This is a genomic window from Streptomyces albospinus, from assembly GCF_014648695.1.
Taxonomy (GTDB): domain Bacteria; phylum Actinomycetota; class Actinomycetes; order Streptomycetales; family Streptomycetaceae; genus Streptomyces; species Streptomyces albospinus.
In genome coordinates this window covers 414,287-426,067 of the sequence record NZ_BMRP01000002.1, presented here as the reverse complement: position 1 = coordinate 426,067, position 11,781 = coordinate 414,287, and the positions used below count along the sequence as shown (strand labels likewise).

Annotated in this window: 10 protein-coding genes and 1 riboswitch; of the genes, 8 read left to right on the top strand and 2 right to left on the bottom strand. The window is 71.1% G+C overall.

Annotated elements, in window-relative coordinates; translation table 11 throughout:
* The first annotated feature begins 12 nt into the window (after positions 1 to 12).
* The 3 genes from IEZ17_RS05205 (at position 13) to IEZ17_RS05195 (ending at position 3,638) form a co-directional block, all read left to right on the top strand.
* Entirely contained in the window at positions 13 to 1,395 is a 1,383-nt protein-coding gene (locus tag IEZ17_RS05205; RefSeq protein WP_189297020.1) for a M16 family metallopeptidase, read from the top strand.
* 350 nt (positions 1,396 to 1,745) lie between these two features.
* Positions 1,746 to 1,902, top strand: a riboswitch (cyclic di-AMP (ydaO/yuaA leader).
* A 12-nt stretch (positions 1,903 to 1,914) separates the two neighbouring features.
* A complete protein-coding gene (locus tag IEZ17_RS05200) occupies positions 1,915 to 2,694 on the top strand; it encodes a M23 family metallopeptidase (RefSeq protein ID WP_189296813.1) in 780 nt (259 codons plus the stop codon).
* A gap of 254 nt (positions 2,695 to 2,948) precedes the next feature.
* Positions 2,949 to 3,638: a GntR family transcriptional regulator gene (locus IEZ17_RS05195; RefSeq protein WP_189296811.1), complete on the top strand. Its 690-nt coding sequence runs from the start codon at positions 2,949 to 2,951 to the stop codon at positions 3,636 to 3,638.
* A 392-nt stretch (positions 3,639 to 4,030) separates the two neighbouring features.
* On the opposite strand, the gene IEZ17_RS05190 is transcribed toward IEZ17_RS05195, so the two are convergent.
* Positions 4,031 to 4,312 (bottom strand): HPr family phosphocarrier protein, encoded by a 282-nt coding sequence (locus IEZ17_RS05190; RefSeq protein WP_189296809.1) that lies wholly within the window; start codon positions 4,310 to 4,312, stop codon positions 4,031 to 4,033.
* A 198-nt stretch (positions 4,313 to 4,510) separates the two neighbouring features.
* On the opposite strand from IEZ17_RS05190, the gene IEZ17_RS05185 reads away from it, so the two are divergent.
* The 5 genes from IEZ17_RS05185 (at position 4,511) to IEZ17_RS43785 (ending at position 10,923) form a co-directional block, all read left to right on the top strand.
* Complete coding sequence (locus tag IEZ17_RS05185; RefSeq protein ID WP_189296807.1) at positions 4,511 to 7,510, top strand: bifunctional acetate--CoA ligase family protein/GNAT family N-acetyltransferase; 3,000 nt, start codon at positions 4,511 to 4,513, stop codon at positions 7,508 to 7,510.
* Between the two features lie 38 nt (positions 7,511 to 7,548).
* A complete protein-coding gene (locus IEZ17_RS05180) occupies positions 7,549 to 8,142 on the top strand; it encodes a DUF5998 family protein (protein WP_016571516.1) in 594 nt (197 codons plus the stop codon).
* Positions 8,142 to 9,332, top strand: coding sequence for an alkaline phosphatase family protein (locus IEZ17_RS05175; RefSeq protein WP_189296805.1), 1,191 nt, complete (start codon positions 8,142 to 8,144; stop codon positions 9,330 to 9,332). The genes IEZ17_RS05180 and IEZ17_RS05175 overlap by 1 nt, the downstream gene beginning before the upstream one ends.
* A gap of 258 nt (positions 9,333 to 9,590) precedes the next feature.
* The gene (locus IEZ17_RS05170) at positions 9,591 to 10,241 is read left to right on the top strand and encodes a thymidine kinase (protein WP_189296802.1); all 651 of its coding nucleotides are present in this window, start codon (positions 9,591 to 9,593) and stop codon (positions 10,239 to 10,241) included.
* 559 nt (positions 10,242 to 10,800) lie between these two features.
* Positions 10,801 to 10,923: a hypothetical protein gene (locus IEZ17_RS43785; RefSeq protein WP_268249803.1), complete on the top strand. Its 123-nt coding sequence runs from the start codon at positions 10,801 to 10,803 to the stop codon at positions 10,921 to 10,923.
* A gap of 105 nt (positions 10,924 to 11,028) precedes the next feature.
* On the opposite strand, the gene IEZ17_RS05165 is transcribed toward IEZ17_RS43785, so the two are convergent.
* Positions 11,029 to 11,769 (bottom strand): transposase, encoded by a 741-nt coding sequence (locus IEZ17_RS05165; RefSeq protein WP_373299735.1) that lies wholly within the window; start codon positions 11,767 to 11,769, stop codon positions 11,029 to 11,031.
* Positions 11,770 to 11,781: the final 12 nt, after the last annotated feature.

The following is an 11,781-nucleotide window of genomic DNA, read 5'->3' as shown; positions in this document are numbered from 1 at the left end:
CCCGTGAGCACCATGGACTTCCACCCGCAGCCCCAGGGCGGCGCGCCCAAGCCGTGGGCGTTCCCGGCCCCCGAGCGCAGCCAACTGCCCAACGGCCTCACCCTCCTGACCAGCCACCGCCCCGGCCAGCAGGTCGTGGCCGTCGAGGTCAACCTCGTCGCCCCTCTGGACGCCGAGCCCGAGGGCCTGGACGGCGTCGCCACGATCATGGCGCGCGCCCTGTCGGAAGGCACCGACAAGCACACCGCCGAGGATTTCGCGGCCGAGCTGGAGCGCTGCGGCGCCACCCTGGACGCGCACGCCGACCACCCCGGCGTACGGGTCTCCCTGGAGGTCCCGGCCTCCCGGCTGCCGCGTGCACTCGGTCTGCTCGCCGACGCGCTGCGCGCCCCCGCCTTCCCTGACAGCGAGGTCGAGCGGCTGGTCCGCAACCGCCTCGACGAGATCCCGCACGAGCTCGCCAACCCGGCGCGCCGCGCCGCGATGGCGCTGTCCAAGGAGCTGTTCCCGGCCACCGCCCGGATGTCCCGGCCCCGCCAGGGCACCGAGGAGACCGTGGCACGTATCGACGCGGCGGCCGTCCGCGCCTTCTACGACGCGCATGTGCGGCCCGCCACGAGCACCGCCGTCATCGTCGGCGACTTCACCGGCGTCGACCTGGACGCGGCCCTCGCCGACACCCTTGGCGCCTGGACAGGATCCACCGCCGAGCCGCTGAAGCCGGCGCCGATCGTGGCCGACGACTCCGGCCGCGTGGTGATCGTGGACCGTCCGGGGGCTGTGCAGACGCAGCTGCTGATCGGCCGGATCGGCCCCGACCGGCACGACCGGGTGTGGCCCGCGCAGGTGCTCGGCACGTACTGCCTGGGCGGCACGCTCACCTCCCGTCTGGACCGGGTGCTGCGGGAGGAAAAGGGCTACACCTACGGGGTACGCGCCTTCGGGCAGGTGCTGCGGTCCTCCGCGCCCTCGTCTCCCGAGGGCGCCACGGGCGCCGCGCTGCTGGCCATCAGCGGCTCGGTGGACACCGCCTCCACGGGGCCGGCCCTGCAGGACCTGTGGACGGTGCTGCGCACCCTTGCGGCAGACGGGCTGACCGACGCCGAACGCGATGTCGCGGTGCAGAACCTCGTCGGCGTCGCCCCGCTGAAGTACGAGACCGCGGCGGCGGTCGCCGGCACGCTCGCCGACCAGGTGGAGCAGCACCTCCCGGACGACTTCCAGGCGCAGTTGTACGTCCGCCTCGCGGAGACCGGCACGGTCGAGGCGACCGCGGCGGCCGTCAGCGCCTTCCCGGTGGACCGGCTCGTGACGGTCCTGGTGGGCGACGCGGAGCAGATCGCGGAGCCCGTCAAGGCGCTGGGGATCGGCGAGGTGACGGTCGTCGGCGGCTAGCGTCCGCCCGTATGACGGCCTGTCATGCGACGGCTGGTCACATAGCGACAAAGCGGCTCCCGTGGCGATCATGCGCCGCGGGAGCCGCCGCATGTCCGCCGCCGGCCCGCTGCGGGTCCGCGGCCGATCCCGCAGATCGCCGTGCCCTTGTTGGGCGGGCAGGCCGCGTGGTGCGCGCGCACCGTCGCCCCGTTGCCGGTCCCTGCCGCTGATGTCCCACGCAGTACTACTGGTTGCCCACCCGAGGTGTGGCGTCCCGCACAAACAGCCGATTCTGTTTGCCGATTGAAAGTTGTCCCGTTTAGCGTCGGTCCGGCTGTTCGTCACAAGACCGCCACAACAGTGGCACCGGACAGTCATCGCCGAGTCCCCGTACGGCGCGAGCCAGGGGAGCCGGGGACCCACACGTCCCTTGGGGTGAATCGGGCCCCTCTCCGGAGGAGCCCGTAGGAGACCTTCCTGCTCCGAACCCGTCAGCTAACCCGGTAGGCGAGAGGGAAGGAAAGGACCAGCCAGCACATGGCGTTCACCCGTGCCACCGGGAAGCACCGCCGTGCGAGCCGCACCGCTCGTACGACCCGCAACATCGCCGGCATAGCCACCCTCGCGGCCTCCGGCGTCGTCGCCTCCGTGGCGTCGCCCGCGCTGGCCGCCACCGACGACGCGGCGCACCACGACACCGGACTCCAGCAGGCCGTCGTCGTGGGTGACGAGCTCGCCGGCTGGATCGAGGCCCAGGCCGACGCGCAGCAGGCGGCAGCCGAGGCCGCCGCCGCGAAGGCGAAGGCCGAAGCCGAGGCCAAGCGGCGCGCCGAGGAGGCCAAGAAGAAGGCCGAGGCGGAGCGTGTGGCCAAGGAGCGCGCCGCCCGCGAGGTCGAACGCAAGCGCCTCAACACCTTCGTAGCCCCCGTGGACGGCTCCTACGTCTCCACCCCGTACAAGGCGTCGAGCGGCCTGTGGTCCTCGGGCAGCCACACCGGTATCGACTTCCACGCCGCCTCCGGGACGTCCGTCCATGCCGTGGGCTCGGGCACCGTCGTCGAGGCCGGCTGGGGCGGTGCGTACGGCAACAACATCGTGATCAAGATGAACGACGGTACGTACACCCAATACGGTCACCTGTCGTCCATCGGCGTCTCGGTCGGCCAGACCGTCACCCCTGGCCAGCAGATCGCCCTTTCGGGCAACACCGGCAACACCACCGGTCCGCACCTCCACTTCGAGGCCCGCACCGGCCCCGAGTACGGCACGGACATCGACCCCGTCGCCTACCTCCGCTCGCACGGCGTCACCGTCTGACCTCCCGCCACGCGTCCCCCAGGAGCCCCGGCCCGCCCCCCATCCGGGCCGGGGCTCCGCCGCATCTGCCGTATCCACTGCCCCCGTTGGGCCGGATGTCCGGCCGAGCCGCCGTCAGTGCGCCGCCCTGCGCGCCGGCCAAAAAATATCGATAAATTCACGGCATCCGCAGGAAAAACCGTCCCGGTCGAATAGAGTCGGGGAAAGCTGCCGATCGGCGGCGTTTCCCGGGGAATACGGCGGAGGCACGGACGATGCGAGGCCACATTTCCGCGCATGCGGTGTGCACAGCGATTCGCGACGATATCGTCTCCGGCGTGCTCGCGCCGGGCAGCAGGCTGATCGAGGACATTCTCGCCGCGCGTTACGGAGTCTCCAGAGTCCCGGTCCGAGAAGCGCTGCGCACCCTCCAGTCCGAGGGCTTCGTCACCACCCGCCACCACGCGGGCGCCTGCGTCGCCGAACCCACCGAGCAGGAGGCCACCGACCTCCTGGACATCCGCGCCCTCCTGGAGCCGATGGGCGCCGCCCGCGCGGCCGTCCGCCGCAGCTCCGCCCATCTGAAGGTGCTCCGCGGCCTGGTGCGGCTCGGCCGCGAGCGGGCCCGGCACGGCCACCCCGCGGACCTGCGGCAACTGGACGGCTGGTTCCATGAAACGCTCGCCCAGGCGGCCGGCAGCCCCAGCCTGACGGCGCTGCTCACCCAGCTGCGTCGCAAGATCGAGTGGATGTACGTCGTGGAGCCGACGGCCCGGGTCGGCGACGCCTGGGACGAGCACGGCGCCGTACTGGACGCGGTGGCAAGGGGTGACGCCGAACGGGCACGTGCCCTGATGGCGGCCCACATCGAGCGCTCCCTGCCGGTGCACCGGCTGCGGCGCCCCGCCGCGGCAGCCGTGAGCGATTCGAAACAGCCCGTCAACACGGCGCGTGCGCGGAATTAACACGCGAGCCGTATACAAAGAGGTGCGGAATGCGTCGCGCTCGCGCCGGAATGCATTTCTGTAATTCCGTGGGATGCGTCGGCGGGTGAGGTGCGCCGTCATTCCGCCGGCTTTTATGCCCGGAGTTCTCGCCGATTCCCCTCGAATGTCATTTTCCGCGTACCGAGTTCCGCGTCCGTGAATCCGGATGTCCGCATCGCGTAATCGCCGACGGTCCCTTAACGGGGTAGCGGCTCCGCAGTGCCCGCCCTGCGTACCGAATCATCGAAACGCGTGCAGCGAAACGGCCCCGCCGCGGCAACCGTGTCCGGTCGTCGCGGCGAGGCCGCAGCAGAGGGAGCCTCGGCGGGCCCGGTGGGCGAGAGCGGGTCCGCAGCGGTCCTCGAAGGACCTCAGACGGTCTCGGGGAGCTCCTCCAGGCCCTCCTCGACCAGCTTCGCCAGGCGTTCGAGCGCCGCCTCGGCACCGTCGGCGTCGGAGGCGAGCACGATCTCCTCGCCACCCTGGGCGCCCAGGCCCAGCACGGCGAGCATGGAGGCCGCGTTGACGGGGTTGCCATCGGCCTTGGCGATCGTCATGGGGACACCGGACGCGGTGGCCGCACGGACGAAGATCGACGCGGGGCGGGCGTGCAGGCCCTCGGCCCAACCGACATTGACGCGGCGCTCAGCCATGGTGTTGCCCTTCAAGTCGTGACTGTTGTCTAGACCAGTCTCTCACGCTGCGGGGAATGCTCCCACAGCCCTCCGTCCTGACCTCCCGGTCCCGTTACCGGCCGTACTTCCCGGCCGTTCGTCCCGCCGAAGACAGGCCCTGCGACCGAGCGTACGCACGCCGAGCCGGTTGTCGGTGCCCGGCCGTACGCTGTCGGCATGCAGACGCCGCCTGATCATGCGTACCCGACCCACTGGGAAGCCGATGTGGTGCTGCGCGACGGCGGGACGGCGCGCATCCGCCCCATCACGCCCGATGACGCCGAGCGGCTGGTCTCCTTCTACGAGCAGGTCTCGGACGAGTCGAAGTACTACCGCTTCTTCGCGCCCTACCCCCGCCTGTCCGACCGCGACGTCCACCGTTTCACCCACCACGACTACGTGGACCGGGTCGGCCTGGCCGCCACCGTGGGCGGCGAGTTCATCGCCACCGTCCGCTACGACCGGATCAACGACCGGGGCCTGCCGGCAAAAAGCCCCGACGACGACCAGGCCGAGGTCGCCTTCCTCGTCCAGGACGCCCATCAGGGCCGCGGTGTCGCCTCCGCCCTCCTGGAACACATCGCGGCGGTCGCCAGGGAGCGCGGCATCCGCCGGTTCGCCGCCGAGGTGCTGCCCGCCAACTCCAAGATGATCAAGGTGTTCACGGACGCCGGCTACACCCAGAAGCGCACCTTCGAGGACGGTGTGGTCCGCCTGGAGTTCGACCTCGAACCGACCGAGCAGTCCATGGCCGTGATGCGCGGCCGGGAGCAGCGCGCCGAGGCCCGCTCCGTCCAGCGCCTGCTCGCCCCCGGCTCGGTGGCCGTCATCGGCACCGGCCGCGCCCTCGGCGGCGTCGGCCGCACCGCGCTGCGCAACGTCCTCGACTCCGGCTTCACCGGCCGCCTGTACGCCGTCAACCACGCCTTCCCCGAAGACCTGCGCCACCTGGAGCCCGAGGGAGTCCACGCCGCCCGCTCGCTGCGCGAGATCACCGAGCCGGTCGACCTCGCCGTCATCGCCGTCCCCGCGGCCGGCGTCCCCGACGTGGTCCGCGACTGCGGCGAACACGGCGTCCAGGGGGTGCTGATCCTCTCCTCCGGTTACGCCGAGGCCGGCCCCGAAGGCCGTGAGAGGCAGCGCGCGCTGCTCCGCCAGGCCCGCTCCTACGGCATGCGCCTCATCGGGCCCAACGCCTTCGGCCTGATCAACACCGCCCCCGACGTCCGGCTGAACGCCTCCTTCGCCCCCCGGATGCCCGGCGCCGGCCGGATCGGCCTGTTCACCCAGTCCGGCGCCATCGGCATCGCCCTCCTCAGCGGACTGCATGCGCGCGGCCCCGGCGACGGGGGGATCGCGGGCATCTCCACCTTCGTCTCGGCCGGCAACCGCGCCGACGTCTCCGGCAACGACCTCCTCCAGTACTGGTACGACGACCCGGACACCGATGTCGCGATCCTCTATCTGGAGTCCATCGGCAACCCCCGCAAGTTCGCCCGGCTCGCCCGCCGCACCGCCGCCGTCAAACCGGTCGTGGTCGCCAAGGGCGCCCGGCACACCGGCACCGCCCCCCTGGGCCATGCCGTCCCCACCGTCCGTATCCCCGACAGCACGGTCGCCGCCCTGATGCGCCAGGCCGGCGTGATCCGCGTCGACACGGTCACCGAACTCATCGACGCCGGGCTGCTGCTCGCCTCCCAGCCGCTGCCCGCCGGCCCCCGCATCGCCATCCTGGGCAACTCCGAGTCGCTGGCGCTGCTCGCGTACGACGCCTGCCTCACCGAGGGGCTGCGCCCGCAGCGCCCCCATGTGCTGGCCTCCGACGCGACCCCGGAGGACTTCCGCGCCGCACTCGCCGCGGCGCTGGCCGGCGACGGCTGCGATGCCGTCGTCGTCACCGCCATCCCGTGGGTGGGGGAGGAGGCCGCCGCCTCCCCAGGGGGCAGCGAAGGAGCCTCGCTGGCCGTCGCCCTGCGCGCCGCGGTCGCCGCCGACCCGGGCAAGCCGGTCACCGTCGTCCACCTCGCAATGGACGACCTCGCCGAGGCCCTGGCGGCTCCGCCCGGCCCCGACGAGCCGGCGGCCCCGGCTCCGGACGGTGCGCCGCCCCGCCCGGAGACGCCCGAGCGGTCCCCGGAGCAGCCGCCCGCCCCGTCCCGCCCGCCCTACCCCCCGATGCCGCCGCACCCCCCGGCCCCCTCCTACGCCCCCGGTCCTCCGGGCCCGCCGCCCATACCGGGCTCCCGGCCGGCCGCCTCCGAGGCCGAGGCGCCCGCCGCGCCCCGCCCCCGTCCCGCCCGTATCCCCGCCTATCCCGCCGCCGAGCGCGCCGTGCGCTCGCTCGCCGAGGCCGTCCGGTACGCGGCCTGGCGCCGGTCGGCGGCCGAGCCGGGCCGGGTGCCCGAGTACGACGACATCCAGGAGGCCGCGGCCGGCGCCGACCTCGACCGGCTGCTGGACCGGCTCACCCAGGGCGTCGCCCCCGGCCGCTCCGTACGGCTGCCGTCGGCCGACGCCGAGGCCCTGCTTGCCCGCTACGGCATCCACGCCCGCACCGCCCTGCCCGCCCCCGACCCGGACAGCGCCGTCCGGGCCGCCGCCCGGCTCGGCTATCCGGTCGCCCTCAAGACCATCGCCCCCCATCTGCGGCACCGCGCCGACCTCGGCGGCGTCCGCCTCGACATCGCCGGCGAGGCCGAACTCCGCCGTACGTATGCCGAATTGACCGATTTCCTCGGTTCCCCCCAGGAACTGCAACCGGTCGTCCAGGCGATGGTGCCGCGCGGTGTCGACACGGTCGTCCGCGCCGCCATCGACCCCGCCGCCGGCGCCGTGCTCTCCTTCGGGCTGGCCGGTGCGCCCTCCCAGCTGCTCGGCGACATAGCCCACCGGCTGATTCCGGCCACCGACCGCGAGGTCAGCGAGCAGATCCGGTCGATCCGCAGCGCCCCGCTGCTGTTCGGCTGGCGCGGCTCCCAGCCCGTCGACACCGCCGCGCTGGAAGAGCTGCTGCTGCGGGTCTCCCGGCTGGTCGACGACCACCCCGAGGTGGTCGGCGTCGACCTCGAACCGGTCGTCGTCGCCCCGCACGGCCTCTCGGTCCTCGGGGCCGCCGTCCGGATCGCCAGGCCGCCCGCCACCACCGACCTCGGCCCCCGCCGGCTGCCCGTCTACTGAGGCTCTCGCGGCCCGGTACGCCCCGTAAGATGGACCCCATGGCTAAGACCGGTACGACGACCCAGGGGCTGCGCGCGGCGATCGAGCGCAGTGGCTATTACCCGACGCTCGTGGCCGAGGCGGTGCAGGCCGCGGTGGGCGGCGAGCCGGTCGTGTCGTACCTCGTCCACCAGGAGACGACGTTCGACGCCAACGAGGTCCGCCGCCATGTGACGGTCCTGGTCCTGACCGGCACCCGCTTCATCGTCAGCCACACCGACGAGCAGGCCGCCGACGCCACCTCCCCGTCCCCGTACGCCACGACCTCCACCGAGTCCGTCAAGCTCGGCCGGATCTCGTCCGTGGTGCTCAGCCGTGTCGTCGCCAACCCCGAGTCGTACACCCCCGGCCAGCTGCCCCGTGAGGTCGTGCTGACCATCGGCTGGGGCGCCGTCGCGCGCCTCGACCTGGAGCCCGCCAGCTGCGGCGACCCCAACTGCGACGCGGACCACGGCTACACCGGCTCGTCCACCGCCGACGACCTCTCCTTGCGGGTCAGCGAGGCCGGCGACGGCCCGGACTCGGTACGCGAGACCCTCGCCTTCGCCCAGGCGCTCTCCGAGGCCACCGCGGCCACCACCAGCACCCGCTGATGGCGTACACCGCCCCCGCCTGGCCGGAACCGGAACCGCTCGACCCGCTCAGCGCCCCGGTGCCCCTGTACGGCACCGGCTCACTCTCCGATCTGCTGCCCACCATCGTTGCCGGGCAGGGCGTCCGCGACCTCGTCACCACGATGGAACTGGCCCCCGCCGACCGGGCCTGCGTCTTCCTGATCGACGGACTCGGCTGGGAGCTGCTGCGCGCCCACCCGGACGAGGCGCCGTTCCTCACCTCCCTTCTGGGCACCTCGTTCAACGGCACCGGCCGCCCGTTCACCGCCGGCTTCCCCGCCACCACCGCCACCTCCCTCGCCTCGGTCGGCACCGGCCTGCCACCGGGCGCCCACGGCCTGCCCGGCTACACCTGCGAGGACCCGGCCACCGGCGCGCTGATGAACCAGCTGCGCTGGCGCCCGTGGACCGATCCGCATGTCTGGCAGCCGTATCCGACGGTCTTCCAGCTCGCCGACGCTGCGGGCATCCGCACCTGCCAGGTCTCCGCACCGGACTTCGAGCACACCCCGCTCACCAAGGTCGCGCTCAGCGGCGGCACCTTCCACGGCCGGCTCTCCGGCGAGGAGCGGATGGACCTCGCCGCCGAGCAACTGGCCGCCGGCGACCGCTCGCTGGTCTACACGTACTACTCCGAGGTGGACGGCAAGGGCCACCGCTACGGCGTCGACTCCGACGCCTGGCGCGGCCAGCTGATGTACGTCGACCGGCTCGCCCAGCGGCTGGCCGAGCAACTCCCGCCGCGCAGCGCCCTCTACATCACCGCCGACCACGGCATGATCGACGTCCCCTTCGACCCCGACTCCCGGATCGACTTCGACGAGGACTGGGAACTGCGCGCCGGCGTCCGCCTGTTGGGCGGCGAGGGCCGGGCCCGGCATGTGTACGCTCATCGGGGAGCCGCCGCCGATGTCCTCGCCGTCTGGCGCGAGGTGGTCGGCGACCAGATGTGGGTGGCGAGCCGCGAAGAGGCCATCGCCGCGGGTTGGTTCGGGCCGCGCGTCGACGACCGGGTGCGCGGCCGGATCGGTGACGTGGTCGCCGCCGCCCATGCCGACATGGCCATCATCGCCACCGAACGGGAGCCCCGGGAGTCGCAGATGGTCGGTCTGCACGGCTCGATGACCGCAGTGGAGCAGCTGGTGCCGCTCCTCGAAGTCCGCACCTGACCCGTCCCGCCCCCGTCTGCGCGGCCCCGTCCGCGCGCCGTCCCGCCCCCTCCGCACGAGCCCGAAAGGCCCGCCACCCCTCATGCCCGAGTTGGTGTTCTTCTCCGGAACGATGGACTGCGGGAAGTCGACCGACTTTCTTGGGTATTCGCCATCGGCTGGTCTTGGCGTGGGTGGTGTTGTGTCGGCTGGTGGCGGAGTTGTTTGTGCCGATGGTGCCCCGTCTGTTCGTTTGGTGTGAAAGGTTCCTGTGGCCTGATGTCCGAATTGGTGTTCTTCTCTGGAACAATGGACTGCGGGAAGTCAACTTTGGCGCTACAAATCGAACATAACCGAACGTCGCGTGGTCTGCAGGGGTTGATCTTCACGCGTGATGACCGTGCGGGTGAGGGCAAGCTGTCGTCGCGTCTGGGGCTGGTGACCGACGCGGTGGAGGCCGGGCCGGGGCTGGATCTGTACGGATATGTGGCGGGGCAGTTGTCTCGGGGTGGCCGGGTCGATTACGTGATCGTGGACGAGGCCCAGTTCCTGCTGTCCGGGCAGATCGACCAACTGGCCCGGATCGTGGACGACTTGGAGTTGGACGTCTTCGCGTTCGGCATCACCACTGACTTCCGGACGAGGCTCTTTCCTGGCTCCCAGCGTCTGATCGAGCTTGCCGATCGCCTGGAGACTTTGCAGGTCGAGGCGATGTGCTGGTGTGGTGCTCGGGCCACGCACAATGCGCGCACCGTGGGTGGAGAGATGGTCGTCGAGGGGGAGCAGGTTGTCGTGGGCGACGTGGCTCAGTCGGCGGCGGAGGTCGGGTACGAGGTGCTCTGCCGACGTCATCACCGCAGGCGGATGACGAGCGCCGCGGCGCGGGGAGCGGCGCTGTCGCCGGACGTGCTGCCGGTCACCGCCACTTGACCTCTGGCCGGCGAGAAGCGCGTCGACTTGTTTGTCGGCCGCGCTGGCCGTGGGAGAGCGGGCGTTGGGGGGCGGAGGGTGGCCTTGGCCGCAGGTTCGAGTCCTCGGCAGGAGCCGCAAACAAGGGCTGGTCGTGCCGCAACCCCTGTGACCTGCGGAGATTCGCTCGTCGTGACCATGTCGATGCATCTACCAAAGACGCGGGTTGGCTGACGTGGTCATGAGGCTTTCTCTGAGCTGCTTGCGCTGCGCAGGTTCGAGCTGGAACGGCGGAACCGCACGCTGGTGGGGGTGATCTGATCATTCGGGTGGCTGTCCAGCTGAGCCGGTAGTCGCCGCTGGCGAGCTTCACGGTCGCGAGACGCACCAAGTCGTGGAGTTCCGGTTCAGCGTGTAGCGCGCGATATGCCACCACGTCGCTGATCTAGCAAACATACAGGTCAGAAGGGGTCCGGTCTTTGAGGGGTGGACTCCTGATTTTCCCGTGCTGGGATGGTGCTGGGAAACCTGATCCCTCGTCACCTGTCATCACCCCTGCTCATCCTTACCGTGCCGGGAAATGAGTGAGCTGCCCGTGCTGACTAAACCCGGCGTACAGGCCTACTCGTCCGCTTTCTCCACCCTGACCAGGGAAAACGTCTTCGGCGGGCCTTTGTGGGGGCTGATGGGCATCCCTCGCTGACCTGCGGGTTCCCGGGAGTGCCCTAGCCTCCGCGTTTCACTTGCGGTGGCGTCCGGATCTTGAGCGGAAACGCGAAAGTGCCTTCTGAGCTGCAATGCCGGTGAGTTAACGGGTTTGCGCAGGTCGGAGTGGGTACCGGGTCACTTTGAGTGCGTAGTGGACGTTACTCAGGGTGCGTGGTTGGTCCCGTTTCTTGACGTCGAAGGTGTTCCTGGACGGCTTCTTGAGCCGTTCGCACTGACGGTCACGTCGTGCCGGGAGGAGGCTGTCGAGGAGTTCTTGGACGACCTCGCGGCGTGACGTGCGTAGGGTGCCTGGGTCGGCTGCGGCTTGCGCGGTTGTATTGAGCCGGGCAAGTTGCACGGTGACGGTGAAGGAGATCCGGTCGGGATCAGTCCCGGAGTGTTCTGCGGCGTGGGCTTTCAGCGCGCATAGTGCCTGGTAGACGGTGAGAAGAGCGTAGATCTCCTGACAGACGAGTGTGGGTGCCTTGGAGCGCAGGATGAACCCGGCGCCCCGCAGGCGGTTTTTGAGTTCGGCATAGCCGTTTTCGATTTCCCACCGCTGGTGATAGATCATCGCGAGTTGGCGGGCCGGGGCCAGTTGGGGGTCGAGCAGGCTGGTGACTAGCCGGAACGTCTCGGTGCGGGGCAGGCCGGAGCGGGGTTTGATGGTGACGGTGTACTGGATGATCCGGACGGTGTGGCCCTGGGGCGGCTGGGACAGGGTGCGGCCGGCAGCCCTGGCCTGCCCGTGCCGGACGGTCTCCTTCGGGGTCGGCATGACGGCCAGATAGGAGCCGTCGGGCAGCATCTGCAGCGGGACGAAGACCAGGTTCTTCTTGATGCGCCAGGCCAG

Excerpts from the sequence above, each read along its gene's own strand:
- IEZ17_RS43785 (WP_268249803.1), top strand. The coding sequence starts at position 10,801 with ATGAGTGAGCTGCCCGTGCTGACTAAACCCGGCGTACAGGCCTACTCG.
- IEZ17_RS05185 (WP_189296807.1), top strand. The coding sequence starts at position 4,511 with ATGCAGACGCCGCCTGATCATGCGTACCCGACCCACTGGGAAGCCGAT.
- IEZ17_RS05170 (WP_189296802.1), top strand. The coding sequence starts at position 9,591 with ATGTCCGAATTGGTGTTCTTCTCTGGAACAATGGACTGCGGGAAGTCA.
- IEZ17_RS05180 (WP_016571516.1), top strand. The coding sequence starts at position 7,549 with ATGGCTAAGACCGGTACGACGACCCAGGGGCTGCGCGCGGCGATCGAG.
- IEZ17_RS05195 (WP_189296811.1), top strand. The coding sequence starts at position 2,949 with ATGCGAGGCCACATTTCCGCGCATGCGGTGTGCACAGCGATTCGCGAC.
- IEZ17_RS05205 (WP_189297020.1), top strand. The coding sequence starts at position 13 with ATGGACTTCCACCCGCAGCCCCAGGGCGGCGCGCCCAAGCCGTGGGCG.
- IEZ17_RS05175 (WP_189296805.1), top strand. The coding sequence starts at position 8,142 with ATGGCGTACACCGCCCCCGCCTGGCCGGAACCGGAACCGCTCGACCCG.
- IEZ17_RS05200 (WP_189296813.1), top strand. The coding sequence starts at position 1,915 with ATGGCGTTCACCCGTGCCACCGGGAAGCACCGCCGTGCGAGCCGCACC.
- IEZ17_RS05190 (WP_189296809.1), bottom strand. The coding sequence starts at position 4,312 with ATGGCTGAGCGCCGCGTCAATGTCGGTTGGGCCGAGGGCCTGCACGCC.